Here is a 26267-nt window from a genome sequence, read left to right on the forward strand (position 1 = left end):
ATTCGGCATCCGTCGGCCGGCCTGGCCCGAACGGCCGTTCGGGTGTCCTGGCCAGCGCCGCTGCCGCGCCGACAAGGGCACGGCAGCGGGCTGAACGTCAGTCGTGGATCGGCACCGGCTCCCGCCGCTGGGCCGCCGCGCGGTTGCGCAACCACCGCTTGAACCACGGGAAGTCGGGCAGCCGGGCCAGGATCGGCCCGGTCACCACGGTGATCAGGACGTACGTCGCGGCGAGCGCGGCCAACCGCGGCTCGACGCTGCCGGCCGCGACCGCGAGCCCGGCGATGACGATCGAGAACTCACCTCGGGGTACGAGGGCCAGGCCGGCCCGCCAGCGACCGGGTTCGGCGATGCCGACCCGGCGGGCCGCCAGGTAGCCGGTGAGCGTCTTCGTGCCCATGGTGACCACGGCCAGGGCGAGCGCCGGCAGCAGCACCGGCGGGATGTCCTGCGGGCTGGTGGTCAGGCCGAAGAACACGAAGAACACCGCGGCGAACAGGTCCCGCAGCGGCGAGAGCAGCTCGGTGGCGTGGTGTGCCACCGGGCCGGAGAGGGCGATGCCGACCAGGAATGCGCCGACCGCCGCCGACACCTGCAGCTTCGCCGCGATGCCCGCGATCAGCAACGTCAGGCCGAGTACGCCGAGCAGCAGCGCCTCCGGGTCCTTCGCCGACAGGGCGGACGAGATCAGGTGGCCGTACCGGATGGCGACCACCAGAACGATCAGCACCGTACCCACCGCGACGGTGAGCGCGATCCCGCCGCCGACCAGGCCGCTGCCTAGCAGCACGGCGGTGACCAGGGGCAGGTAGAGCGCCATCGCCAGGTCCTCGATGACCAGCACCGAGAGGATCACCGGGGTCTCCCGGTTACCGAGCCGACCCAGGTCGGCGAGGACCTTGGCGATCACGCCCGACGAGGAGACCCAGGTGATGCCGCCGAGCACCAGGGCGGCCACCCAGTCCCAGCCGAGCAGCAGGGCGAAGATGGCGCCGGGCAGGGCGTTGAGCAGCCCGTCGATCAGGCCGGCCGGTGCTGCCGAGCGCAGGTTGCCGACGAGCTCGTTGGCCGAGTACTCGAGGCCGAGCATCACCAGCAGCAGGATCACGCCGATCTCGGCGCCGACCGCGAAGAATTCCTCACTGGCGTCCAGCGGCAGCAGCCCGCCGTGCCCGAACGCGAGCCCGGCGAGCAGGTAGAGGGGGATGGGAGAGAGGCCGATGCGTCGGCTGAGCCGGCCGAGGAGCCCGAGCAGCAGCAGGAGCGCGCCGACTTCGATGAGCAGCGTGGTGAGATCGTGCATCCGCCTCAGCCGTCCGGGTCACTGTCGGCGAGGATGGCGGACACGCCGTCGAGACCCTGACGGGTCCCGACGACGACCACCACGTCACCGGCCGCGAAGCGGAAGGAGGGCTCGGGCGACACGTTCACCGTGCCATCGCGCAGCACCGCCACGATCGAGGCGCTGGTGCGGGTACGCGCCTTGGTGTCGCCGAGCATCCGGTTGACGTACCGCGAACCGGCCGGGATGGCGATCTGCTCGGTGAGCAGACCGGCAGCCTGCTCGCGCAGCCCGGAGAGCTGACCGAGCATCAGCGACGCGCCGAGGATGTCGGCCAGCGCCTCCGCCTCGTCGTCGGTCAGCGGAATGTCCGCCTGGCAGGAGTCGGGATCGTCCGGGTCGTAGAGGACAAGATCACGGCGGCCATTGCGGTGGGAGACCACGCCCAGGCGGCGTCCGGACTCCGTCACCAGATCGTGGCGTACCCCGATCCCCGGTAAGGCGGTCTGCTCGACACGTACTCGCACCCGCCCAGGCTACCGCTAGGTGAACAGACGGCAGATCTTGGAAGCCACGTCCCCCGCCCAGCCATGATCAACACGAGATCGCCGATATCGCGGTATCCCAGGCGGCGGGACACCCCCAGATCAGCGATCTCGTGTCGATCTAGAGCGCGCGGCCGCGAGTCGGGGGGTCTACGGCTTCCCCGCCACGAACACGCCGACGCCTTCCAGCGTCTCGGTCAAGCCGGTCGCACGGAGGATCATCATGGCCTTGCCGACCACGGTGTCCGACACGCCGTACTCCTTGCCGACCACGGTGTCCGACACGCCGTACTCCTTGCAGAGCTGCGACCGGCTCGGCAGCTTCGTGCCGGGCGGCCACGCGCCTGATTCGACAGCGGGTTGATCGACTCGGTTTCGGTGATGTCGGGGTGTCCCGTTAGCCCGGATACCCCGATTTCCAGGACGTCGAGTCGATCTACCGGCGCGGTCAGCGGAGGGTGGCGAAGAACTCGCGGATGTCGCCGACCAGGGCATCGGTGGCCTGGTGAGCGGCGTAGTGGCCGCCGACGTCGCCGCGTCCCGCGACGTCCGTCTCGTACGCCGTCCAGCGGACGATGTTCGCGTGGTCCCGTTCGGCGAAGCGGCGGATGGACTGGAAGTCGCCGGGGAACATGGCCAGCGCCGTCGGTGCCGTCGTCGGCTCGGACGGCTGCTGACCGGCGTGCGCGTCCTCCCAGTAGAAGCGGATCGCCGAGGCGGCCGTGCCGGTGAACCAGTAGAGCGCCACGTTGGCCAGGACGAAGTCGTCGTCCAGGCTCTCGTCGAAGAGTTGGGCGTTCCAGGCCAGCAGGCCGACGGGCGAGTCGGCCAGCCCGTACGCCAGGGTCTGCGGCTGCTGGCTGTGCACCTGGTTGAAGGAGAACTTGTTCTCGTAGAACCACTGGAGGTGCCCGAGCGCCGCCTGGTCCGCCTCGGACAGCCCGGCGAACTCGGCCGGGTCGCCGGACGGGAACGAGAAGAGTTGCGTGACGTGCACGCCGAGGACGTGCTCGGCGTCGATCCGGCCCAGCTCCGGCGCGACCATCGAGCCGGCGTCGTTGCCGACCGCGCCGTAGCTGTCGTACCCCAGTCGGTTCATCAGCTCGGCCCAGGCGCGGGCGGTGCGGAAGCGGTTCCAGCCGGCGCTGCGGGTGGGGCCGGAGAACCCGAAGCCGGGCAGCGACGGGATGACCAGGTGGAAGGCCGGCGCCGCGGGGTCGCTCGGCTCGGTGAGCGGGCCGATCACGTCCAGGTATTCCAGCACCGAGCCCGGCCAGCCGTGGGTGAGCACCAGGGCGGTGGCGTCCGGCCGGGACGACCGGACGTGCAGGAAGTGGATCTGCTCGCCGTCGATCTCCGTGACGAAGTGCGGGTGGGCGTTCAGCCGGGCCTCGACGGCCCGCCAGTCGAACCCGTCCCGCCACCGGTCGGCGAGCGCGCGGACCCGGTCGCCGCTCATCCCGTACGCGTCGCCGACGCCGGGCAGCTCGGCGGGCCAGATCGTGCGGCCCAGGCGGGCGGCCAGGTCGTCGATGGCGCTCTGCGGGATCTCGACGCGGAACGGGCGGATCGCGGTCATTTCGAACTCCTCCGGAACGGAATGTTTCGTTCTGCAATCACGCTATCAGACCGGAACGATCCGTTCCAGTGCTAGTCTCTGGTCATGTCGACGACGTCCCCCAAGGCCCTGGCCGGCCGCCGCGCCCAGGCCGCCCGCAACGACGAGGTGATCCTCGAAGCCGCCCGCGCCGTCTTCCTCGACGACCCGAAGGCGCCGATCGCCGCCGTCGCGGACCGCGCGGGCGTCGGCATCAGCGCGCTCTATCGGCGGTACGCGGGCAAGGAGGCCCTGCTGCGTCAGCTCTGCCACGACGGGCTGCGCCGCTACATCGCCGTGGCCGAGGAGGCGCTCGCCGAGCCGGACGACTGGACCGCGTTCGCCGGGTTCCTGGCCGCGGTGGTCGACGCCGACGTGCACTCGCTCACCGTCCACCTGGCCGGCACCTTCACGCCGACCGAGGAGATGGGCCGGGACGCGCTGCGCGCCAGCGAGCTGGCCACCGCGCTCGTCGAACGGGCGCACGCCAGTGGGCGACTGCGCCCCGACGTGGTCGTACAGGACCTGGGGCTGGTGCTGGAGGCGTGTGCGGCGGTGCGCGTACCCGATGCGGAGCGGACCCGCCAGCTGCGCCGCCGGCAGCTCGCGGTGCTGCTCGGCGGCCTGTCGACGGCGCCGGACTCCGACCCGCTGCCCGGCCCGCCCCCGGCGACCGGCGAGTTCGACTGGCGGTGGCGGCACCGGGAGTGATGACCGTCACAGCGGTAAGGTTGAGCGGAATACGCTCAACTCTGGTTGTGTCCAACCCAGTGGACAACGCCGATCCGGGGGAGCCCATGAACACCGAGAAACTCACCACCAAGAGCCGCGAGGCCATCACCGGCGCCGTCGCGCTGGCCAACCAGCGTGGCCACGCCACCGTCGAGCCCTGGCACCTCCTGCTGTCCCTGCTGGACACCGACGGCTCGACCGCCGCCGGCCTGCTGCGCGCCGTCGGGGCCGACCCCGCCGAGCTGCGCCGGGCCGCCCAGCGGGCGGTCGACGCCCTGCCGGCCGCGCGGGGCTCCAGCATCGCCGAGCCCACGCTGGCCCGGGAGTTCGTCAACGCCATCGGCGCCGCCGAGCAGATCGCGCGGCCGCTGGGCGACGAGTACACCTCCACCGAACACCTGCTCGCCGGCCTGGCCCGGGTGGGCGGCGCGGTGTCCGCCGCGCTGAAGTCGGCCGGCGCCACCGAGGAGGCCCTGGTCGCCGCCTTCCCGACCGTTCGGGGCGGAGACCGGCGGGTCACCACCGCCGACCCGGAGCAGACCTACCAGGCCCTCAGCAAGTACGGCGTCGACCTGACCGCCAGCGCTCGCGACGGCAAGATCGACCCGGTGATCGGCCGGGACTCGGAGATCCGCCGGGTCATCCAGGTGCTCTCCCGTCGTACGAAGAACAACCCGGTGCTGATCGGCGAGCCCGGCGTCGGCAAGACCGCGATCGTCGAGGGCCTCGCCCAGCGGATCGTGGCCGGCGACGTCCCGGAGTCGCTGCGCGACAAGAAGCTGGTCTCGCTGGACCTCGGCGCGATGGTCGCCGGCGCCCAGTACCGGGGCCAGTTCGAGGAGCGGCTGAAGTCCGTCCTGGAGGAGATCAAGAACTCCAACGGGCAGGTCATCACGTTCCTCGACGAGCTGCACACCGTCGTCGGCGCCGGCAAGGGCGAGGGCTCGATGGACGCCGGCAACATGCTCAAGCCGATGCTGGCCCGCGGTGAGCTGCGGATGGTCGGTGCCACCACGCTGGACGAGTACCGCGAACACATCGAGAAGGACCCGGCGCTGGAGCGGCGCTTCCAGCCGGTGCTTGTCGGCGAGCCGACCATCGAAGACACCATCGGCATCCTGCGCGGGCTCAAGGAGCGCTACGAGGTGCACCACGGCGTCCGGATCACCGACGCCGCGCTGGTCGCCGCCGCGACGCTCTCCGACCGGTACATCACCGACCGGTTCCTGCCGGACAAGGCGATCGACCTGGTCGACGAGTCCGCGTCCCGGCTGCGGATGGAGATCGACTCCCGCCCGGTCGAGGTGGACGAGATCGAGCGGGCGGTCCGCCGGCTGGAGATCGAGGAGATGGCGCTGGCCAAGGAGCCGGACGCCGCGTCCGCCGAGCGGTTGGCGCGGCTGCGCCAGGAGTTGGCCGACAAGCGCGAGCAGCTCACCGTGCTCTCCGAGCGCTGGCAGACCGAGAAGAGCCACATCACCAAGCTCTCCACCGCCAAGGAGGAGTTGGAGCGCCTGGGCGGCGAGGCCGAGCGGGCCGAGCGGGACGGCGAGCTGGAGCGTGCCGCCGAGCTGCGTTACGGCCGCATCCCCGCCCTCAAGGTCGAGCTGAAGCAGGCCGAGGAGGAGCTGGCCCAGCTCCAGGCCGACGGCGCGATGCTCAAAGAGGAGGTCGGCGCGGACGACATCGCCGCGGTGGTCGCCTCGTGGACCGGCATCCCGGCCGGCCGCCTGCTCGAAGGCGAGACGGCAAAGCTGCTGCGGATGGAGGAGTCGCTGGGCGGCCGGGTGGTCGGCCAGGCCGAGGCCGTGAGCGCGGTGTCCGACGCCGTACGCCGGGCACGGGCCGGTGTCGCCGACCCGGACCGCCCGACGGGCAGCTTCCTCTTCCTCGGCCCGACCGGTGTCGGCAAGACGGAGCTGGCCAAGGCGCTCGCCGAGTTCCTCTTCGACGACGAGCGGGCGATGGTCCGCATCGACATGAGCGAGTACGGCGAGAAGCACTCGGTGGCTCGCCTGGTCGGCGCCCCGCCCGGGTACGTCGGCTACGAGGAGGGCGGGCAGCTCACCGAGGCGGTGCGCCGTCGGCCGTACTCGGTGATCCTGCTGGACGAGGTGGAGAAGGCCCACCCGGACGTCTTCGACGTGCTGCTCCAGGTGCTCGACGACGGTCGACTCACCGATGGCCAGGGCCGCACGGTGGACTTCCGCAACGCGATCCTGATCCTCACCTCCAACCTCGGGTCGTCGGTGATCAGCGACCTGACGCTGGCCGAGGAGCAGCGCCGGGAGGGCGTCCTGGCCGTGGTCCGGTCGCACTTCAAGCCGGAGTTCCTCAACCGGCTGGACGACATCGTGGTCTTCGCCGCGCTGCGCGGGGATGATCTGCGCTCCATCGTCGACATCCAGCTGGACCGGATGCGGCGGCGGTTGGCCGACCGGCGGCTCGGCCTGGAGATCACCGAGTCCGCGCGTCAGTGGCTGGCCGAGCACGGCTACGACCCGATCTACGGTGCCCGCCCGCTGCGCCGCCTGGTCCAGACCGCCATCGGCGACCAGTTGGCCAAGGCCCTGCTGAGCGGATCAATCCGAGACGGCAACACAGTAAAGGTAGACCTGACCCCCGCCACCAACTCCCTCACGGTAACCCCGGCCTGACCGCGGTGATCAAGAGGTTTGCGTCATGGGGACGTCTTCTCATGACGCAAACCTCTTGATCAACAGGGTGAGAGGTGGGCGGGGAGGGAAAGGGTTGGGGCATGTTCGGGATGCGTAAGGCTTGGGAGCGGGACCTTGGTGCGGCCGTGGACGAGTTGGTCACCGCCGACACGCTTGCTTTCGGTGGGGTGGGGATCGCCGGTGCGACCTTGCCGGTGACCGAGGCGTACCAGCGCGTCGAGGCTGCGCTCGACGACCACCCCGAGGAGGTACGCCGGCAGCTCGACCGGCTGCTCGCCGAGGGTTCACCCGCCGGCCGGGCGTACGCGGCGACGCTGCTGGAGCGTGCCGACCCGGCGGCGGCCCGAGCGGCGTGGACGTCGCTGCGGGACGACCCCACCGAGTTCACCACCTTCGTCGGCTGCGTCATGGGGCGCTCCACCCTCGGCGACTACGCCACCCAGCGACTCGCGGCGGCGTGACCCGGCCGCCGCACCGGCCGGTCGCGCACCCGACACCGACCGCTGGCCGCCCCGGCACGGGAGAGCGGCCCGCATCCGGGTATCCACAATGACCACGGCCGGCGACACCCCGGCTGCCGTCGGTAGCTGAGCTTTCGGTCACGACGCGACTCAATTCGGTGCGCGAGGTTGTTACCGTCTGCGCCGACGTACCTGGGGAGGTGGTCGGGTGGACGGGTCGCTGGCGTACCTGATGGCGGCGGTGGTCGTACTCATCGTGCTCGTGTTCGTCGTGCGGGCCCGGCGGCGGGCCGCCGCCCGGCCCACCGGCGTGCCGCCGGCCGCCCGGCCCACCCTTGACGGCGCCCACCGACTGGCGCCGGGTGATCGCGTGCGGATCGGCCAGCGGGAGTACGTCGTGAGCGGCACCATCCGCCTGGTCGAGGGGGACTGGAGCTGGGTGCAGCACCTCCTCGACGACGCCTCCGGCACGCCACACCGGCTCTCCGTCGAGGGCGACGGCGACCCCGAGTTGGAGTTGGTGCTCTGGACCGCCGAGCCCGGCGCGACCGTCACCCCCGGCGCCCCGACCATCGACCTCGGCGGGCTGCGCTACACCTGGGCCGAGACCGGGCAGGCCCGCTACACCGCCACCGGCGAGACCGGCCTGCCGCCGGCCGGGACGATGCGCTACCACGACTACCAGTCGGGCCCGAACGCCCGGCTCTCCTTCGAGGCGTACGGCGAAGAGGGCTGGCGGGTCGCCCGCGGCGACCTGCTCGATCCCGCCGACCTGGCGATCCGCCCCACCGACGACGGGCGCTGAGCGACCCGACGCGCCGCCGCATTCGGCACGGCATGCCGGAGTGGCCGGTTGCCGATACGGTGTGGGCCCGATCTAGGGAAGGAGAATCGTGGTCGATTCCCAGAGCACGCCGGCCCGCCAGCGGCCATCCACCGTGACGATTTCCAGCTACCTGCTCTTCCTGTTCCTGGCGTGCCAGGTGATCAGTCTCATCCTCACCCTCTCCACCATCGGCAAGACCCGCGACGTGCTCCGCGACGCCTACTCGAGCAGTACCGCCGAGGGCGCGGACCAGGTGGCCAACTTCGTCTTCGCGTTCGCCCTCGGCGCCGGCATCCTCGTGCTCCTGCTCGCGGTCGTGCTGGCCGTGCTGGCCATCTTCAACAACCGGGGTAGCAACGGTTCGCGCATCACCACCTGGATCGTCGGCGGCATCATGGTCTGCTGCACGGGTGGCACCGTGCTCAACGGCGTGGGCGGCGGCTTCACCACCGGTGGGAACAGCGGCGGCGACATGCCGAGCAGCGAGGAGGTCCAGCGCCGTCTCGAGGAGGCGCTGCCGTCCTGGATCGCCCCGGTCACCATCACGCTCGGCGTGATCAGCCTGCTCGCGCTGCTGGCGGCGCTCATCCTGCTGGCACTGCCCAAGTCGAACGAGTTCTTCCGCAAGCCCGCCGCGGCCTGGGAGCCCCCGACCCCCGGCACCAGCTACCCGGGCTACCCGCAGGCGTCCGGCCAGCCCGGTTACCCGCAGGCTCCCGGCCAGCCGGGCTACCCGTCCAGCGGCGAGCCGAGTTACCCGTCGAGTGGTGAGCCGGGCTATCCGTCGACGCCGGGCCAGGCACCCGGGTCGGAGCAGCCGGGCACTCCGCCGTCCGCGCCGCCGTCGGGCCCGTCCGGCACCGACCGGCCGGACGACACGCCGCCTGCGGACCGCCCCGGACCGACCCCGCCGTCGACCAGTTGACCGCTGGATAAGCACGACGCCGACGATCCCTCCGAGTAGGTTGCAACCCGACGCCTACCGGAGGGATCCGTCGTGTCGTACCCCGAATCGGCACCGCCCCGCCGGCCCGCCGTGGTCCTGGCGGCCTCGGCCGTGCTGCTGGTGATGGCGGTGGGCGCGCTCGCGTACGCCGTCGTCGACCTGGCGGTGCTGGGCCGGACCGTGGACGCGTTCCGGGCTGCCGCTCGGGACACCTCGGCGAGCCCGCAGCAGATCGACGACGTGGTGACCCTGCTGCGGGCGTCGGCGGTGCTGACCGCGGTGGTGGCGGCCCTCTCCGTGCCCGTGCTCGCCGGCCTGGCCCTCGGGCTGCTGACGGGTCGGCGTGGCGTGCGGGTGGCCACCTGGGTGGTCTGCGGGCTCGGCCTGCTCGCGGGCTGCTGCAGCGTGGCGGTGCTCGTCGGCGAGCGGGCCGCGCCGCTGCGGCTGGGCGCCGACGAGCGGGCCACCGCCGAGCTGCTCGGCCTCATCTCGGACGCGTACCCGTCCTGGTGGATCCCGCTCAACGCCGGGCTTTCGGTCGGGCAGGCCCTCGGTTACCTTGTGGTAGCAACGCTGCTGACCCTGCCGGCGGCGAACGCCTGGTTCGGTCGACACCGCCCCACGTCACCCACCGCGCCGTCCGCCCCACCCGCGTTTCCGCCCGCACCGCACCAGCCCCCGCCGGCGTCCGCCGCGCCCCCGTACCCGCCCAGGTGAGGACCCGCCCGTGACGCTCGATCCCACGACCACCGAGCGACGGGCCCTGATCACCGGTGCCACCGCCGGCATCGGCGCGGCGTTCGCCCGACGCCTGGCGGCCGACGGCTGGCATCTGGTGCTGGTCGCCCGGGATGCTGACCGACTGGGCGAGATGGCCGCCGAGCTGGGCTCCCGGCACGGCCGTGCCGTGGAGACGTTGTCGGCGGACCTGTCCACCGACGACGGCTGCGCGACCGTCGAGCAGCGGCTGACGTCCGACAGCCCTGTCCACCTGCTCGTCAACAACGCCGGCATCAGCCTGAACAAGCCGTTCCTGCGCTCCACAGCGGAGGACGAGGCACGGCTGCTCCGGCTCAACGTGCACGCCGTTATGCGACTGACCCTGGCGGCGCTTCGGCCGATGACCGAACGGCGCGACGGGGCAGTGATAAATGTCTCTTCGGTTGCAGGGTTTGGCGCGGTGATGCCCGGATCGACCTACTCGGCCAGCAAGGCGTGGGTCACCAATTTCAGCGAGTCCGTCGGCCAGTCGGCACGCCCATTCGGTGTCCGGGTGATGGCTCTCTGCCCCGGCTACACCCGCACCGAATTCCACGAACGGGCCGGCATCAACATGTCGAAGACGCCGGAGTGGCTGTGGCTGCGAGCCGAGGATGTCGTCGACGAAGCCCTACGTGACCTGCGAAAAGGCAAGTTGGTAAGCATCCCGGCCTGGAAGTACAAGGTGGCGGTCGCCGGTCTGCGACACGCGCCGATCCGGCTGCTCCAGGCGGTCGCCCGCGACACCCGCAGCCGGATCGGTCGCGACGAGAACTGAGCCGTCGGTGCCCGCTCGCGCCGAAAGCTCCGTCGTCGGGCGTTGGCGCACCGCCTCCGGGTCGGTCGCTGAGCGTAGTCGAACATCGCCAACCGTCGGTTCCTCGCGGGGCTGATCAGGGAGGGCCGTGCACACGCCGTTCAGACTTGCGCAGTAACCTCTATCGCCATGGGGGACCACGACGACCTGCGTAAATTCATTACCGACCTGGCTGTGGTCCACGGACGGGTCGTGCTCTCCTCGGGGCGCGAGGCAGACTGGTACGTCGATCTCCGGCGTGTCACGCTCCATCACCAGGCCGCTCCGTTGGTCGGTCGGGCGCTGCTCGATCTCACCGCCGACTGGGAGTATGAGGCCGTCGGTGGGCTCACCCTGGGCGCGGACCCTGTCGCGCTCTCGATGCTGCACGCCGCCGCTCCGACCGGCCGCGCCCTCGACGCCTTTGTGGTGCGGAAGGCGGGCAAGGCGCACGGTCTGCAGCGACGGATCGAGGGACCGGAGGTGGCCGGCCGCCGTGTGTTGGCGGTGGAGGACACGTCCACAACGGGCGGAAGTGTGTTGACCGCTGTCGAGGCGCTTCGTGAGGCCGGAGCCGAAGTCGTGGGCGTGGCGGTTATTGTTGATCGAGGCGCCGGCGACGCGGTGCGAGCCGCCGGATTGCCGTACAGGGCGGCCTATACGTTGGCTGACCTCGGCCTTGTGGCGTAAAAGTTTGCCGATTCGGATCTGCTGATATGCAGGCGGATCGATGCTGCTGGTGGAAGGATGGAATACGTGGGAACTGCGTTGGCCGAAATGACAATGCCTCAGATCTCGCCGCTTGCCGGTGAGCCGATCGAACGTGCCGATGCCGAGCGTCTCGCGGGGGTCCTCAAGGCCCTTGCGGATCCCGCCCGGTTGCGGCTGCTCAGCCTGATCCAGTCGGCCCCCGAGGGCGAGGCGTGCGTCTGTGACTTGACCGCGCCGCTCGGCCTCTCTCAGCCGACGGTCAGTCACCACCTGCGTATCCTCACCGAGGCCGGCTTGCTGGAGCGGGAGAAGCGCGGTGTCTGGGCGTACTACCGGCTGGTCCCGAGTGCGATCGCGACGATCGCCGACCTGCTGACCCCGCCGCGTAAGCGGGCCACCAAGAAGGCCCGCTGACATAGGCGCTGCGCACCGTCCCATGCCGGGGCGGTGTCCGGTGGCGAACCAGGGGTGGCGCCACCGGTAGGTGATACCTGCTCGTCCTCGGCCGCACCGCCGGAGGGCGGGCCTGACATGCCGACGGCCGACCCCCTCACCAGGGGGCCGGCCGTCGTCGTATCTCGGATCAGCGCTCCTGGCCGTGCCCCGGGTGCCGACGGTCGTGTGGGTGCTCGTCGTGGTCGAACTTCTCGCGTACCGCGTCGACCGCGCCCGCGGCGCTGGCCGCCGCGACCACCGCGACCGCCTCGCCGCGCTTGCGCGCCCGCCGGTCACGCAGGAACTCGAAGAAGATCGGCAGCACCGAGATCAGGATGATCAGGGCGACCACCGGCAGGATGTAGTGGTCGATCTTGTCGCCGATGGCCTTGTAGATCCGGTCGGCCAGCAGATAGCCGATCAGCAGGATGCCGTCCACCCAGAGCACCGCGCCGACGATGTTCCACATCAGGAACTGCCGAGCCGGCATGCCCAGCGCCCCGGCAACCGGGTTGAGGAACGTCCGCACGATCGGGATGAAGCGCGCCAGCACCACGGCCTTCGCCGGGCCGAACTTCTGGAAGTAGTACTCGGCCTTCTCGACGTACTCCTTCTTGAAGAGCCGCGAGTTGGGCCGCTCGAACATCCGCCGGCCGTACCGCGCGCCGAGCCAGTGCCCCAGCTGGGCGCCGAGGATCGCGCAGATCGGCCCGCCGATCAGCAGACCGGCCAGCGAGAGCCGGGTGCCGTCACCGAAGATGGCGTCCGCCACCGGCGAGGCTGCCACGCCGGCGAGGAACAGCAGCGAGTCGCCGGGGAAGAAGAAGCCCACCAGCAGGCCGGTCTCGGCGAAGAGGATCACCCAGACGCCGACCAGCCCGAAGGTCTGCAACAGGTCCTTGGGATCGAGCGGGTTCAGGGCGACGCTCTCCGTGAGAGCACGGGTCTTCTCAGCTGTGTCCACGGCCACAAAGGGTACCGAAGCCCGGTGCCCGCACCGCGCCGGACCGGGCCCTACCACCCGCTGGCCGTAAACGACGGTGCCCCGCCGACCTGTGTGGTCGGCGGGGCACCGGTGGTGCGGGGTTGATCAGGCGACGAAGCGGGTCCGGCGGCGCTTGGCCACCAGGTAGCCGCCGACGCCCGCGGCGAGCAGCAGAGCGCCGATGCCGGCGATCAGGCCGGTCGACTGGCCGGTGATCGGCAGCGCGCCACCGTCATCCTCGCCGCCGCCCTGACCGCTGGCGGCGTTCACCAGGATCTTGGCGGTGTCGTTGGCCGGCTTCAAGTCCTCGTAGAAGCCGCCCTCGCACTCGCACGGCACGTTGACCTTGACCGTGCCGGTGGCGTTGGCGATGACCTTGTCGATCCGGAACTTGAACTCGCCGGTCAGCTCCTCGCCGGCCGGGGCGAACGGACCGGGGTAGCAGCGGTAGGCGGCGGCACCCGGGGTGCCCGCCTCCTCCCACTCGGCGTCGTTGCCGGTCCGCGGTGCGCACTCGAACGGCACCTCGACGGCGGTGGTGCCCTTCGGGACCGTCACGTCGACGTAGGTCACGTCGGACCCACTGCGGAAGTGGTCCAGCGTCGCCGGACCGTTGTTGCGGAAGCCGAGCGGGGCGGTCACCACCGCGCCCTTCTTGCCGGTGAGCGTGGCGCCGATGGCCTCCAGGTCAGCCCCGTTCTTGCCGGTGACCTGCACATTTACTGCGCCCCAGTTGTTGGACGGGTCGACGTCCGTCTGGAGGGCGCGGGCATTGCGCTTGCCGGGCATCGGGGCCAGTTCCAGGGTCTTGCCGGTGCCTTGGCGCGCTGCCGCGACGCCGGCCTCCCTGCGCGCACTGTTGAGTGCGTCAAGGTCTCCCGGGACCACCCACCGGACGTTGCTTTCCTGGCTCCCCGGTGCGTAGGTGTCCTTGGCGAGCTCGTAGTTGAAGGTCGCGGTCCTACCCTCGCCTGCCGGAATCTTCTCGTCGAATTCGCAGGCGAGCAGGTAGTCCTCTACATAGAAGCAGTTGTCGAACCGCTCCTTACTGCGGATGCCGTAGTCGGGGTCGAAGATCGCCACGACACCGTCGACAGTCGTCGTGCCGACGTTCTGGACCGAGAAGGGGGCCTTGAACGAGCCGCCCGGCGCCGCCTTCACCTCGACGTTGGGGCCAGCCGCGAGGTCCACGCCTTCGGCGATCCGGATCTGGGAGGTGGAGTCCGCAACCTCCTTGCCGCCAGCCCGGAGGCTGATCTTCAGCTCGCCGGTGTCCCCCGCGGCTGCCTTGTCGGTAGGGGCGATGACGACCCTCGACGGGAACCCGCCGAATTCCTCATCGACGACGAGCGGGGAATGTTCGATGCAGACCAACACCGCGTCGCCGTCGGCGGAACAGTCGTTGCCGGTGTCACCGGCCAAGGTGACCTTGCCGGCCAGCGAGCGGTAGTCGTAGCGGACGGTGACCTCGTTGAGCACGGCCGGCTCGGAGCCGAGCACGGTCGCTCCACGAACGACCCCGGCGGAGCCGGGGGCGACGGTGACGTTCTCGAAGAACATGTAGAACTCGGCCGCGGGCTCGGCGAGGGCCGGACTGGCGGAGGCGGCGACGAACGCGCCTGCGACGCCCAGGCCGGCGAGCCAGCGCCGGGTGGAGTGGGTGAGCATGAGGGGGATTCCTCCAAGTGGGGGATTCAGGTGCAGCCTGCGGATCTTAAGGAATCGCTAAGGTTCAGCGCCGCCCCTGATCACCGCCTGGTCGGCAAGACGAACCGAAAGGTTGATCGTCGTCACCGCAACGTTCCACCGGCCCGCTCCCGTCATCTGAGGCAGGACCCCGGGAGGTGCAGTGACGTACGAGGAGTTCGCGGACACGCGACTTGCCCCGCTGCTGCGGTACGCGGTGATGCTCACCGGCGATCCGCACCAGGCGCAGGATCTGGTGCAGGAGACGATGGTCCGGGTCCAGCTGAACTGGCGGCGGGTCGTCCGCGCGGACTCACCCGAGCGGTACGTGCGCCGGATGCTCACCAACCAGTACGTCGACTGGAAGCGCGGCTCGTGGATGCGCCGGGTGCTGCTGCGCGGGGAGCCCGACGAGTCCCTGCCGGCGTCGGCCGACCACGCCCAGTCCGCCGTGGACCGGGACCAGATCTGGACCTGGCTGTCCCGGCTGCCACGCCGGCAGCGCGCCACCCTCGTGCTGCGCTACTACGAAGACCTACCCGACGCCGAGATCGCCGACATTCTCGGCTGCGCCGTCGGGACCGTACGTTCGTCCATCTCCCGGGCCCTGGCCACGCTCCGGGCCGAGTATGTGGAGGTTCGCTCATGATCGAGGATGACCTGCGGGCCGCCTTCGCCCGGCACGAGCCGCTGACCCCGCCGACCGGCCCGCTGCGGGCCGCCATCGACCGGCTGGCGATCGGCCGACGTCGGCGCCGACGCCGCTGGCAAGCCGGTGGCATCGCGCTGGCCCTGCTCGGGGTGCTGGGGCTCGGGGTGCCCCTGCTGACCCCGGAGCGCGCGGGGCCGCCGCCGACCGCCGAGCTGCTCGGTGAGTCGGGTCGGCCGACACCGACCGGCGCGCTGAACATTCTGCTGCTCGGCATCGACGGCGACGGCCGGACGGCGGCACGCGCGGACGCGGTCCTGTTGGTGCACATCCCGGCCGACCGCAGTCGCCCCTACCTGGTGTCGCTGCCACGTGACCTGGGGATGCCGATTCCGGGCCAGGGGACCGACAAGCTGAACGCCGCGTTCCCGTTCGGCGCCGGGTTCACCCGCCCCGAGCTGACCAAGGGGTACGAGCTGACTCGGCGTACGGTGGCCGAGCTGACCGGGGTCCGGGTGGACGCTGGCGTGGTGCTGACGTACCGCGCGGTGCGCTCGCTGACCGACGCCCTTGGCGGGGTGCCGGCCTGCCTGCCCGAGCGGGTGCGCTCCGTCCACACGAAGCGGGTCTTCCCGGCCGGCTGCCAACGTCTCGACGGCGCCGCGTCGGTCGACCTGCTCCGCCAGCGCTACGGTCTGCCCGAGGGGAGCCAGGACCGGGACCGCAACGCCCGGCTCTTCGCCGCCGGGCTGGTCCGCCAGACCACCGAGCAGGGCGTGCTCACCGATCCGGTACGCCTCGCCAAGCTGCTGACCACCGTCGGCCCGGACCTCGTCGTGTCACCCGACCGGGCCGCCATGCTGGACCTGCTGCGGCTCGCCTCCACGCTGCGATCGGTGGAGCCGGTCGGGATCGGCCTGCCGGTCGTCTGGCCGACCGGGAAGGACCGCTACCTGCGTACCGACCCGAGGCTCGCGCCGGAGTTCCTGACCGCGCTGCGGGAGGACCGGCTCGGCGACTGGGCGGCCCGTCACCCGAAGCTGGTCGACGAAGCTCGCTGAGCCGTCAGCGGTAGTCGTCCTCGTCCGCAGTGACCACCCGGGCCTGCTCCATGGCGTCCCAGTCGTCGACCTCCATGCCGCGCTGCGGCTCGACGTCGACGTGCGCCGGGTCGACCACGGTGGCCTGCTCGACCGCGTCGGCCGGCTCCGCCTCGGGGTCGCGTTCGTCCGCGGCGAGGTGGTCGCCGGGGGTGAAGTCCTCATCGGGCTGACCCATGGTCCCTCCCGGGTTCTCGGGGCACGATTCTCACCACCGTACGGGCTGCGTCGGCGGCGCGCGCGGAAGCCGAGTCGGCGGAATCAACCCATGATGGCGCGAGCCGATGCCAGGATGGTGCCGTGGGCTTCCTCATCCGACTGGCGATCACCGCGGTCGCGTTGTGGGTGACCACGCTGATCGTGCCCGGCGTCGACGTGCACGGCCGCTCGGGTGGCAACACCGTGCTCACGCTGATCGTGGTGGCGCTCATCTTCGGCGTGATCAACGCGGTGCTCAAGCCGATCATCCGGGTGGTCGGCTGCGTGTTCTACCTGCTGACCCTGGGCCTGTTCGCGCTAGTGGTCAACGCGCTGCTCTTCCTGCTCACCGACCGGATCGCCCGCGGGCTCGACCTGCCGTTCCAGGTGGACGGCTTCTGGGCGGCGTTCTGGGGAGCGATCGTGATGACAGTGGTCACCTGGCTGATCAGCGTCATCGTGCCGGACCGTCTGGACACCCGGTGAGCGGCTGACACCCCCCTCGGTTGGTCCTGCGCACCACACCTGCGGGATACTGCCGGGCGGAGGACAGCGCGGTCCGGCGCACAAGTGAACAACAGCGGCCAGCACGGCCGAGAGTGGTAAGTAAGGAGCGCATCACATGCCCATCGCTTCCCCCGAGGCCTACGCGGAGATGCTGGACCGCGCCAAGGCTGGCCGGTACGCGTACCCCGCGATCAACGTGACCTCCTCCCAGACGCTTAACGCGGCGCTCAAGGGCTTCGCCGACGCGGAGAGCGACGGCATCGTCCAGGTCTCCACCGGTGGTGCCGAGTACCTGTCCGGTCCCTCGATCAAGGACATGGTCACCGGCGCGGTGGCGTTCGCCGCGTACGCGCACGAGGTGGCCAAGAAGTACCCGGTCAACATCGCGCTGCACACCGACCACTGCCCGAAGGACAAGCTGGACAAGTTCGTCCGTCCGCTGCTGGGCATCTCGCAGGAGCGCGTGAAGCGCGGCGAGCAGCCGCTGTACCAGTCGCACATGTGGGACGGCTCGGCCGTGCCGGTCGCCGAGAACCTGCAGATCGCCTCCCAGCTGCTCGACGAGGCCGCCAAGGCCAAGGTCGTCCTTGAGATCGAGGTCGGCGTCGTCGGTGGCGAGGAGGACGGCGTCGAGAACGCCATCAACGACAAGCTCTACACCACCACCGAGGACGGCCTGGCCATGGTCGAGGCGCTCGGCCTCGGCGAGAAGGGCCGCTACATGGCGGCGCTGACCTTCGGCAACGTGCACGGCGTCTACAAGCCGGGCAACGTCAAGCTCCGCCCGGAGATCCTGAACCAGATCCAGGAGGCGGTCGGCGCCAAGTACGGCAAGGACAAGCCGCTCAGCCTGGTCTTCCACGGCGGCTCGGGCTCCCTGCTGAGCGAAATCCGCGAGGCTCTCGACTACGGCGTCGTGAAGATGAACATCGACACCGACACCCAGTACGCCTTCACCCGGCCCGTCGCGGACCACATGCTCCGCAACTACGACGGCGTGCTGAAGGTCGACGGCGAGGTCGGCAACAAGAAGCTGTACGACCCGCGTGCCTGGGGCAAGGCCGCCGAGGCCGGCCTGGCCGCCCGTGTCGTCGAGGCGTGCGAGCATTTGCGCTCCACCGGCACCACGATGGCCAAGTAACGACGTTCCACCGACGGCCGGCTCTCCCTCGGGGAGCCGGCCGTCGCCGTCAGGTCGTCAACAGGCGGACGGCCTCGCGGACGTCGTCGGTGAGGTGGATCGTCGACGACAGGTCACCGAACGGGGAGGCGGCCAGCAGCGGGCGCAGCAGCGCCTCGACCGGCAGCTCACGAGTCCAGTAGTCGCGGTCCAGGAAGATGTACGCGCCGCTGGCCCCGTCGGTGCCGTAGTAGGTCTTGGTGGCCGCCTGGAACACCTCCTGCACCGTGCCCGCCCGCCCCGGCGCGAAGACGATGCCGCCCCGGGCGAGCCGCAGGATGGTGTCCTCCCGGATGGCGTTCGAGAAGTACTTGGCGATCCGGCCGGCGAACAGGTTCGCCGGCTCGTGCCCGTACAGCCAGGTTGGGATGGCCAGCCCTCCGGCCCGCGCCCACCCGGCGTCCCCGGCGCGCTGGCGGGGCACGCCCGCGTACCGCTGCCGGACCGTCAACGCCACGGCCGTGTACCGGTGGTGGTCGGTGAAGTCGGGCGCGGTGGCCAGCAGGTCGATCGCCGCGGTCAGGTCCGCCGCCGGCCGGTCCGCCAGGTACGCGCCGAGGTTCGCCGCCTCCATCACCCCGGGACCACCGCCGGTCACCACCAACCGGTCGGCCCGCGCCAGCTCCCACCCCAGCACGGCCGCCATCCGGTACGCCGCACTGCCGCGCCGCACCGCGTGACCGCCCATGATGCCCACCACCGACTGCGGCCCGTACCCGCCCAGCCAGGCGCGGGTGGCGTCGGCGAGCGCGTTGTCCACGCCATGGTCGTGCAGCCGCTGACCGAGCGCCTCCTTCACGTCCGGCAGCGCGCCCCCGTGCGCCCGGTAGTGCTCGTACACCCGGGTGTCGTACATCCCGGCGAACCCGCCCTCGGCGAACCCGGCGGCCAGGTCGTCCGGGGTGTAGAGGTGCGCCGGCTGGGTCGGGTACGGCAGCCCGGAGAACGGCGGCACCACGTTCGCGCCCCGCCGGACCAGGTCGGCGCCGACCTCCCGGGAGGCGAACCGGCAGCCGACGAAGAGGGTGCCGGTGACCTCGATGTCGGTCAGGTCGGGCGCCGGGGCGAGGTCGAGGCGCAGTCCCTGCACGGTCAGCCCGGTCAGGCGGCCGGTGACCAGCTGCCGGTCGAACTCGTCCCGGGTCTGGATCTCGTCGGCGTGCAGGTGCGGCTCGATGACGTCCGTGGGAGGTGGGGTCGGCACCCGGCCATCCTGCCCCTTCGGTGGGGCCTGCCAAACCCCGGGCGGGGTGGAAGCGACAGGAGCCCGGTGGTCGTGGCCACCGGGCTCCTGCGTAACCGGGTCCTGGGGAGGCTCCGGACCATTAGTTGTAATGGAAAACACCTGGCGGCGGCATAGGCCGCAGGCGTGATGAACTCCTCAGCCGTTCAGCGGAACGTGTCGGCCGACCCGCTCGCGTGTCGCCCTGTCCAGCGGGTTGAATGGGGCGATGCAGAACCTTTTGCCGGAGCCACCGGCCACCCTCCTGCCCGCGAACGACGAGGCCGACGCCGCCCTGGCCGCCGCCCAGGAGGCCGGCACCGATGAGGCGTTCGCCGAGGTGGCGGCCCGCTTCCCGACCTACAGCGCCGCCTGGGCGGAGCTCGCGGCCCGGGCGTTCGCGGCCGGTGCGGTGGTGACGGCGTACGCGTACGCCCGCACCGGCTACCACCGTGGCCTGGACCAGCTCCGCCGCAACGGCTGGAAGGGCCACGGGCCCGTGCCGTGGTCGCACGAGCCCAACCGGGGCTTCCTCCGCTGCCTGTACCTGCTCTCCCGGGCCGCCGACGAGATCGGCGAGGCCGACGAGGCGGCCCGCTGCGCCCAGTTCCTGCGCGACTGCGACCCGGCCGCGGCGGACGCGCTGGCCAGCAACTGACACCGCCGTCGAAGGCCGGCCCGGAGTCGGGCCGGCCTTCGACGGGCTACAACCCTTCCGCGACCGCGGCGGCGATCTTCAACCAGGCGTCGCGGGTGGCCGAGGAGAGCGCGCCGTACCGGATCGGCTCGCCGCTGTCGATGAGTCGCTCGTACGGCGCCAGCAGCACCGCCCTGGTCCGGGCCGCGAAGTGCTCCTGGATGGCCGGAAGGTCGATCTCCTTGCGCGACGGCGGCATCGACACCACAGTCACCGCCTGCCGGACCAGCCGCTGCCGGCCGCTCTGCTCCAGGTGGTCGAGCATCCGGGCGGCCGTCTCCGCCGAGTCGTTACGGGCCGACATGGTGACCACGAGCTGGTCGGTGGCGTCCATCGACGCCTGCCAGTTCTGCGCCCGCACGTTGTTCCCGGTGTCCACGAAGATCAGCTTGTAGAACCGGCTGACCACCTCGCGGATCTCGGCGAACGCGGCAGCGGTCAGCATCTCGCCACCGGTCGCCGACTCGTCCGAGGCCAGGACGTCGAACATTCCCTCGCCCTGCGAGCGGACGTACTGCGACAGGTCACCGACCCGACCGTGCGCGCCCTGGAACTGCCCGAGGTCGCGCAGCATGTCCCGCACCGTGCGGGAGTGGAAGTCCTGCTGGGCCCGCATGCCGAGCGTGCCCTGGGTCTCGTTGTTGTCCCAGGCCAGCACATAGCCGCCACGCTTCTGCCCGAACGTCATGGCCAGCAGCAGGATGGCCACCGTCTTGCCGGCGCCGCCCTTCGGGTTGACCACGGTCACCTGCCGCAGTCCGCCGAAGTTGCGGCGCACCATCTCGATGTCCCGCTTGAGCTCCTGCTCGTGCCGCCCGGGCGAGAGCCGGAGCAGACCCATCTTGTTGACCACCGCGCGTACGCCCATGGTGGCCACCGGGTCGGCGGGCCGTACCTGCCGGCGGCGGGCGAAGTCCTCGGCCGTCGGCGCGGCCGTGGTCTCCGGAGTCCAGGTGGCGTCCGGGTAACCGGTGGCCGGCACCCGCGCCACCGGGTCGGTCTCCTGGTACTGCTGAGGCGGCGCCGGTGGAACCGCGGCCGCGCCCTGCTGCCAGGGCGGCGGATACCAACCCGGCGACGGCGGGAACGGCCCCGGCGGCGGGGTCGCCACCGCGCCCTGCTGCGGCGGCTCGACCGGTGCCGGGCCGGCCTGGCCGGGAATCGTCGGCGAGTACGTCTGACCGGCGTAGGTCTGGCCGGCGTACATCTGCCCCGCTCCGGTGCCCTGGTCGACGGCGGGCGGTGGCGGTGGGACGGGCGGCGCGGGAATCGGCGGCGGCGCGACGGTGGCCTGGTCCTCGGCCGACGGGGGCGGGCTGGCCGGCCGCTGCGGCGGATACGCCCAGGGCGACTCGGTTGCCGGCCGTGCCGCCCCGACGGCAGGGCCGTCCTCCCCGGCACCGGCTGCTCCGCCCGGCACCGGCACCGCCGCTGCCGGGCCTGCGGTGCTCGGGCCTGCGGTGCTCGGACCTGCGGTGCTCGGGCCTGCGGTGGTCGGCCCTGCGGTGGTCGGGCCTGCCGTGCTGGGATCTGCCGTCACCGGACCTGCGGCGGGCGGGCCTGCCGGGGTCGGTCGGTCGGTGGGCGTGGCTGCTGCCGCCGGGCGGTCCAGGGAGAACGGCAAATCCAGGTCGACGCCGCCCGACGCGACCGGCGGGTCGGTGACCGGACCTGGGACAGGCTCGTCGGCCGGCGCCGCTCCGGCTGGGAAGCCCGTCGCCCCGGTTGCGGTGCCCGTCGCTAAGGCGGGGGTGCCCGTCGCTCCGGCTGGGGTGGCCCCCGACAGCGTGCCGGTGGCCGGAGTGCCGGAGGTCGGCGGCGACGTGTCACTTCCTGGCCCGACGAGAGCACCCACGGCCGGCGGAACCGGTGCTGTCGACGGAACGGGTGGTGCGGGCGGAGTGGCTGGCGTGGGTGGAGTGGCCGGCGCGTCGGCCGGCGGCCAGCTCGGCTGCGCCGGTGCCCAACCCGTACCCGCCCCGCTCGGGCCGGTGGCCCCCCAGCCGCTCGGCGGCGGCACCGCCCCGGTCAGGGACGGGTAGTCCGACGGAGACGGCGGCGGCAGGGCTGCGGCCCCCGGCTGCCCGGGAACCGGCGGACGGCCGGTCGGCGGCGCGGTCACCGGCGGCGAGACGGCCGACGACGGCGCGGACGGCGGCGGCCCGTCCCGCCGCTCGGCGACCGCCGCCCACGGCGGCACCACGTCACCCGCGCCCCGCTCGGCCGGATCCGGCGGCCAGAGTGGTTCGATGTCCCGCTCCGGCACCGGCTGCTGGCCGGGCACCTGCGCCCGGTCGGCGTTCTTGTCCATTACGGTTCCTCCCCAGTCCTCCTGCGAGGATAGGCCCACCGGCCGATCGGGGCCGATCGGCGCAGTCGGGGTCAGACCACCCAGACCGCCCAGGCACCCGGTTCGATCCACCAGGAGCGCTTGCGGGTCAGCTCACCCTCGACGCCATCGTCGAGGTAGGGCACCTTTCCCTCCCGGGGCAGCACCGACACGGCCCGTCCCCGGGCCCGCCGCACCTCCAGGCGTACCCGCTTGCGTCCGAACGCCGAGCGGACGACCACCGGGACGGCCACCGCGACCTCGACCTGGCCGTCGGCCGGGTCCGGCGCGGCCAGCAGCGTCACGTCGTCGAGCGACGCGTACCCGCCGGCATTTCCGATCGCGCAGGCCAGCAGCGGTTCGTCGCCGTCGGTGAGGATGGCGTCGTCCACCTCCACCCGGGCCCGCCAGTGCAGCGGGCGGCCCGCGTCATCGGCGGCGCCGAGCAGAGCGCCGTCCAGGGTCACCGAGCCGCCGTCGTTGCGCAGCAGGTCCAGCCGGCGTGGCGTGCCGTCCAACACGGCGGCGGCCACGGCCGCCGGGTCGCGGGGCAGCCCGAGCTGCGCGGCCAGGTCCCGGTGGGTGCCGCCGCGCGCCGGGTCGAGAGGGAGTACGGCGACCGGAGGCAGGTCGGGCAGGGTCCGGTCACCGCGCAGGTCAGCCGGACGGCGGCTCGGCGGTGGGGCGTACCGCCGGACGAGCCGGCGCAGCACGGCGCGCAACTGCGCGTCGCTCGCCGTGGCGACGACCAGCCGGGTCTTGCCGTCCGAATCCGGCCAGGTGAGACCGTCCGGGCGGGCCGGACCGTCGAGCTGGGCCAACACCGCGTCGATCTCCGCGTCCGAGCGGGCGGTGACCGTCTGCACCCGGGCGCCCCGGGCGGTCAGGGCGTCGGCGCAGGCCAGCACCGGCACCCGGGGCCGGTCGGTGGCGCACCGGTCGGCGTCACCCGGCGTCCCGCCAGGGTCGGTGCCGGCGTCGGTCGCCGTGCCAGCGTCAGCCCCCTTGACGGCGGTGTCGGTTCCGGTCGCGCCGCCGCAGCAGGCCCCGCCGCTGCCGCAGCCCCCGGGAGCGTCGCGCTCCGATGAGAGGGTGAGCAGCACCACGTCGTACACGGAAGGAGCCTCCTGCCTCTCGACGCGACCCCTGCCGGTCGCGCCGTCACTACTTGTTAACCTGACACCCCGGGCTCGCCAACCGGTCGCCACCTGGCACCCGAGCCTTCTGGAGGCGGAAAAGATGCCAGCGATCGTGCTCATCGGCGCTCAGTGGGGCGACGAGGGCAAGGGCAAGGTTACCGACCTGCTGGGTGAGCGGGTCGACTACGTCGTGCGCTACTCCGGCGGCAACAACGCCGGGCACACGGTCATCACCCCGGACGGCCAGAAGTACGCGCTGCACCTGATGCCCTCCGGGGCGCTCTCGCCGAGCGCGATGATCATCATCGGCAACGGCGTGGTGGTCGACCCGAAGGTGCTGCTCGCCGAGATCGACGGTCTCGCCGAGCGTGGCGTGGACGTGTCCCGGCTGCGGATCTCGGGTGACGCGCACCTCATCATGCCGCACCACCGGGCGCTGGACCGGGTGGTCGAGCGGTACCTCGGCTCGTCCCGGATCGGCACCACCGGCCGGGGCATCGGCCCGGCGTACGGCGACAAGGTCGCCCGGATGGGCATTCGGCTCCAGGACCTGCTCGACCCGGGCATCCTGCGCAAGAAGCTGGAACTCGCGCTGCGCGAGAAGAACCAGATGCTGTTCAAGGTCTACAACCGCAAGGCGATCGACCTTGAGGCCACCGTCGAGGAGTACCTGGAGTACGCGGAGCGGCTCAAGCCGTACATCGCCGAGACCCGGGCCATGCTCTGGGACGCGCTGGACCGCGGCGAGAGGGTGCTCCTGGAGGGCGCCCAGGCCACCATGCTGGACATGGACCACGGGACGTACCCCTTCGTGACGTCGTCCAACCCGACCGCCGGTGGCGCCTGCGTGGGCGCCGGCATCCCGCCGACCGCGATCAACCAGGTGATCGCGGTGAGCAAGGCGTACACCACCCGGGTCGGTTCGGGGCCGTTCCCGACCGAACTGTTCGACGCCAACGGCGCGCACCTGCGCAAGATCGGTGCGGAGTACGGCACCACCACCGGCCGGGAACGCCGGTGCGGGTGGTTCGACGCGGTCGTGGCCCGGTACGCCTGCCGCCTCAACGGCGTCACCGACCTGGTCATCACCAAGCTGGATGTGCTCACCGGGCTGCCCAAGGTGCCGATCTGCGTCGGCTACGAGATCAACGGCAAGCGCGTCGACGACATGCCGATGAGCCAGACGGACTTCCACCACGCCACGCCGGTGTACGAGGAGCTCGACGGGTGGTGGGAGGACATCACCAAGGCCCGCACCGTTGACGAGCTGCCGGAGAACGCCCGCCGCTACATCGCCCGCGTCGAGGAACTCTGCAACACCAGGGTCAGCGTCATCGGCGTAGGCCCAGGCCGAGAAGAAAACGTAGTCCAACACCCCCTCCTCCCCTAACCCCCCGCCCACCCACCCCGGCCCCCACCCCGCCTGGCGTCCCCGCCCCCTTCGCCCTGTTGATCAAGAGCTTTGCGTCAGATTCGCGCGAGATTTTGACGCAAATCTCTTGATCACCGGCGCGATGCGGGGCGGTGGGTGGGGTGGACAGTAGGATGCTCGGTTGTGCGGGTTCTTTTGGTGGGTGGTGGTGGGCGGGAGCATGCGCTCGCGCTCGGGTTGGCACGCGATCCGGCTGTTTCGGCGCTGATTGCCGCGCCTGGTAATCCGGGGATCGCCTCGGTTGCCGAGGTGCGGGCCGTGAACGCCTCCGATCCGGCCGCTGTCGCCGCGCTCGCCGTGGAGACTGCCGCTGACCTGGTGGTGATCGGGCCGGAGGCGCCGCTCGTGGCCGGTGTCGCCGACGCGGTACGCGCCAAGGGCATCGCCGTGTTCGGCCCGTCGGCCGAGGCCGCCCAGCTGGAGGGCTCCAAGGCGTTCGCCAAGGACGTGATGACCGCCGCCGGTGTGCCGACCGCTCGGGCGTACGTCTGCACCGACGAGGAGACCACCGCGCGGGCGCTGGACGAGTTCGGCGCCCCGTACGTGGTAAAGGACGACGGTCTGGCCGCCGGCAAGGGCGTGGTGGTGACCGACGACCGGTCCGCCGCGTTGGCGCACGCCGCGGAGTGCGGCCGGGTGGTGGTCGAGGAGTTCCTCGACGGTCCGGAGGTCAGCCTGTTCGTGGTAACCGACGGCGAGGCGGCGCTGCCGCTGCTGCCCGCGCAGGACTTCAAGCGGATCGGCGACGGCGACACGGGCCCGAACACGGGCGGCATGGGCGCGTACGCGCCGCTGCCCTGGGCCCCGCCCGGTCTGGTCGACGACGTCATGCGCGACGTGGTCCACCCCACCCTGGCGGAGTTGCGCCGTCGGGGCACGCCGTTCGCGGGCCTGCTCTACGTGGGCCTCGCGATGACGACCACCGGCCCTCGGGTGATCGAGTTCAACGCGCGCTTCGGCGACCCGGAGACCCAGGTCGTGCTCGCCCTGCTGGAGACCCCGCTGGGTGGGCTGTTGCACGCGGCGGCCACCGGAACGCTGGCCGAGCACCCGCCGCTGCGCTGGCGCGACGGCGCGGCGGTGACCGTGGTGCTCGCCGCGCAGGGCTACCCTGCCGCGCCGCGCACCGGCGACGTGATCACCGGCGCGGACCGGCCGGGCATCATCCACGCGGGCACCGCCCGCCGGGCGAGCGACGGCGCGTTGCTCTCCGCCGGCGGCCGGGTCCTCTGCGGTACGGCCACCGGCCCCGACCTGGCGGCCGCCCGGGATGCGGCGTACGCGCTGGTGGACGGGGTGGAGCTGGCCGGCTCGCAGCACCGCACCGACATCGCCACCGCCGCGGTCGAGGGCCGGATCACGATCCCGACCTGAG

26 protein-coding genes are annotated in these 26267 nt (G+C 71.7%); 16 read left to right on the forward strand and 10 right to left on the reverse strand.

From position 1 onward, the window contains the following. Positions 1-97 precede the first annotated feature (97 nt). The 4 genes from ABZU53_RS07895 to ABZU53_RS07910 form a co-directional block, all read right to left on the reverse strand. A complete protein-coding gene (locus ABZU53_RS07895) occupies positions 98-1303 on the reverse strand; it encodes a cation:proton antiporter (RefSeq protein ID WP_354860212.1) in 1206 nt (401 codons plus the stop codon). Positions 1304-1308: 5 nt separating this feature from the next. Then, on the reverse strand, positions 1309-1809 hold the full coding sequence (locus tag ABZU53_RS07900) for a TrkA C-terminal domain-containing protein (RefSeq protein WP_007454242.1): 501 nt from the start codon (positions 1807-1809) through the stop codon (positions 1309-1311). Between the two features lie 168 nt (positions 1810-1977). Then, the gene (locus ABZU53_RS07905; protein WP_355064787.1) at positions 1978-2235 is read right to left on the reverse strand and encodes a GntR family transcriptional regulator; all 258 of its coding nucleotides are present in this window, start codon (positions 2233-2235) and stop codon (positions 1978-1980) included. Positions 2236-2275: 40 nt separating this feature from the next. After that, the gene (locus ABZU53_RS07910; RefSeq protein ID WP_355064602.1) at positions 2276-3406 is read right to left on the reverse strand and encodes an epoxide hydrolase; all 1131 of its coding nucleotides are present in this window, start codon (positions 3404-3406) and stop codon (positions 2276-2278) included. An 84-nt stretch (positions 3407-3490) separates the two neighbouring features. Between ABZU53_RS07910 and ABZU53_RS07915 the strand changes: the two genes are divergently transcribed. The 9 genes from ABZU53_RS07915 (at position 3491) to ABZU53_RS07955 (ending at position 11747) form a co-directional block, all read left to right on the forward strand. Then, positions 3491-4135 (forward strand): helix-turn-helix domain-containing protein, encoded by a 645-nt coding sequence (locus ABZU53_RS07915; protein ID WP_355064604.1) that lies wholly within the window; start codon positions 3491-3493, stop codon positions 4133-4135. An 86-nt stretch (positions 4136-4221) separates the two neighbouring features. Further along, on the forward strand, positions 4222-6813 hold the full coding sequence (clpB, locus tag ABZU53_RS07920) for an ATP-dependent chaperone ClpB (RefSeq protein WP_355064605.1): 2592 nt from the start codon (positions 4222-4224) through the stop codon (positions 6811-6813). A 101-nt stretch (positions 6814-6914) separates the two neighbouring features. Then, complete coding sequence (locus ABZU53_RS07925; RefSeq protein WP_354860222.1) at positions 6915-7295, forward strand: hypothetical protein; 381 nt, start codon at positions 6915-6917, stop codon at positions 7293-7295. Between the two features lie 208 nt (positions 7296-7503). Continuing rightward, complete coding sequence (locus ABZU53_RS07930; RefSeq protein ID WP_355064607.1) at positions 7504-8100, forward strand: DUF4178 domain-containing protein; 597 nt, start codon at positions 7504-7506, stop codon at positions 8098-8100. 88 nt (positions 8101-8188) lie between these two features. Continuing rightward, complete coding sequence (locus ABZU53_RS07935; RefSeq protein ID WP_354860227.1) at positions 8189-9046, forward strand: hypothetical protein; 858 nt, start codon at positions 8189-8191, stop codon at positions 9044-9046. Positions 9047-9118: 72 nt separating this feature from the next. After that, on the forward strand, positions 9119-9784 hold the full coding sequence (locus ABZU53_RS07940) for a hypothetical protein (RefSeq protein WP_355064609.1): 666 nt from the start codon (positions 9119-9121) through the stop codon (positions 9782-9784). 10 nt (positions 9785-9794) lie between these two features. Then, positions 9795-10604 (forward strand): SDR family oxidoreductase, encoded by an 810-nt coding sequence (locus tag ABZU53_RS07945; RefSeq protein ID WP_354860233.1) that lies wholly within the window; start codon positions 9795-9797, stop codon positions 10602-10604. Between the two features lie 168 nt (positions 10605-10772). Beyond that, entirely contained in the window at positions 10773-11312 is a 540-nt protein-coding gene (pyrE, locus tag ABZU53_RS07950; protein ID WP_007454251.1) for an orotate phosphoribosyltransferase, read from the forward strand. A 57-nt stretch (positions 11313-11369) separates the two neighbouring features. Continuing rightward, on the forward strand, positions 11370-11747 hold the full coding sequence (locus ABZU53_RS07955) for a metalloregulator ArsR/SmtB family transcription factor (RefSeq protein WP_007454255.1): 378 nt from the start codon (positions 11370-11372) through the stop codon (positions 11745-11747). Positions 11748-11916: 169 nt separating this feature from the next. On the opposite strand, the gene ABZU53_RS07960 is transcribed toward ABZU53_RS07955, so the two are convergent. After that, a complete protein-coding gene (locus ABZU53_RS07960; protein WP_354860239.1) occupies positions 11917-12738 on the reverse strand; it encodes a DedA family protein in 822 nt (273 codons plus the stop codon). Between the two features lie 120 nt (positions 12739-12858). Further along, the gene (locus ABZU53_RS07965) at positions 12859-14421 is read right to left on the reverse strand and encodes an LPXTG cell wall anchor domain-containing protein (protein WP_355064612.1); all 1563 of its coding nucleotides are present in this window, start codon (positions 14419-14421) and stop codon (positions 12859-12861) included. Positions 14422-14602: 181 nt separating this feature from the next. Between ABZU53_RS07965 and ABZU53_RS07970 the strand changes: the two genes are divergently transcribed. Together ABZU53_RS07970 and ABZU53_RS07975 are read left to right on the forward strand one after the other, a co-directional pair. Then, complete coding sequence (locus ABZU53_RS07970; RefSeq protein ID WP_354860244.1) at positions 14603-15088, forward strand: SigE family RNA polymerase sigma factor; 486 nt, start codon at positions 14603-14605, stop codon at positions 15086-15088. Continuing rightward, on the forward strand, positions 15085-16149 hold the full coding sequence (locus ABZU53_RS07975; protein ID WP_355064614.1) for an LCP family protein: 1065 nt from the start codon (positions 15085-15087) through the stop codon (positions 16147-16149). The genes ABZU53_RS07970 and ABZU53_RS07975 overlap by 4 nt, the downstream gene beginning before the upstream one ends. A 4-nt stretch (positions 16150-16153) precedes the next feature. Here ABZU53_RS07975 and ABZU53_RS07980 read toward each other — a convergent pair whose 3' ends face one another. Further along, a complete protein-coding gene (locus ABZU53_RS07980; protein WP_354860249.1) occupies positions 16154-16366 on the reverse strand; it encodes a hypothetical protein in 213 nt (70 codons plus the stop codon). 122 nt (positions 16367-16488) lie between these two features. Between ABZU53_RS07980 and ABZU53_RS07985 the strand changes: the two genes are divergently transcribed. Continuing rightward, positions 16489-16872 carry a phage holin family protein gene (locus ABZU53_RS07985; RefSeq protein WP_354860252.1) on the forward strand — a complete coding sequence of 128 codons (384 nt, stop codon included), beginning with the start codon at positions 16489-16491 and terminating at the stop codon, positions 16870-16872. A gap of 136 nt (positions 16873-17008) precedes the next feature. Next, on the forward strand, positions 17009-18034 hold the full coding sequence (gene fbaA, locus ABZU53_RS07990; RefSeq protein ID WP_355064616.1) for a class II fructose-bisphosphate aldolase: 1026 nt from the start codon (positions 17009-17011) through the stop codon (positions 18032-18034). Positions 18035-18083: 49 nt separating this feature from the next. Here fbaA and ABZU53_RS07995 read toward each other — a convergent pair whose 3' ends face one another. Continuing rightward, positions 18084-19277: a hypothetical protein gene (locus ABZU53_RS07995; protein ID WP_354860256.1), complete on the reverse strand. Its 1194-nt coding sequence runs from the start codon at positions 19275-19277 to the stop codon at positions 18084-18086. A 247-nt stretch (positions 19278-19524) separates the two neighbouring features. On the opposite strand from ABZU53_RS07995, the gene ABZU53_RS08000 reads away from it, so the two are divergent. After that, positions 19525-19953 (forward strand): DUF3151 domain-containing protein, encoded by a 429-nt coding sequence (locus ABZU53_RS08000; protein WP_354860259.1) that lies wholly within the window; start codon positions 19525-19527, stop codon positions 19951-19953. A gap of 46 nt (positions 19954-19999) precedes the next feature. Here ABZU53_RS08000 and ABZU53_RS08005 read toward each other — a convergent pair whose 3' ends face one another. Further along, complete coding sequence (locus ABZU53_RS08005) at positions 20000-22303, reverse strand: chromosome partitioning protein (protein ID WP_355064618.1); 2304 nt, start codon at positions 22301-22303, stop codon at positions 20000-20002. A 71-nt stretch (positions 22304-22374) separates the two neighbouring features. Beyond that, positions 22375-23436, reverse strand: coding sequence for a hypothetical protein (locus ABZU53_RS08010; RefSeq protein ID WP_355064620.1), 1062 nt, complete (start codon positions 23434-23436; stop codon positions 22375-22377). Positions 23437-23560: 124 nt separating this feature from the next. Here ABZU53_RS08010 and ABZU53_RS08015 point away from each other — a divergent pair, with 124 nt between their 5' ends. Beyond that, positions 23561-24850: an adenylosuccinate synthase gene (locus tag ABZU53_RS08015; protein WP_355064622.1), complete on the forward strand. Its 1290-nt coding sequence runs from the start codon at positions 23561-23563 to the stop codon at positions 24848-24850. A gap of 165 nt (positions 24851-25015) precedes the next feature. Then, the gene (purD, locus tag ABZU53_RS08020; protein WP_355064624.1) at positions 25016-26266 is read left to right on the forward strand and encodes a phosphoribosylamine--glycine ligase; all 1251 of its coding nucleotides are present in this window, start codon (positions 25016-25018) and stop codon (positions 26264-26266) included. Position 26267 lies beyond the last annotated feature (1 nt).

The sequence above is a fragment of the Micromonospora sp. NPDC005194 genome (assembly GCF_040608335.1).
In the GTDB taxonomy this organism is placed as follows: domain Bacteria; phylum Actinomycetota; class Actinomycetes; order Mycobacteriales; family Micromonosporaceae; genus Micromonospora.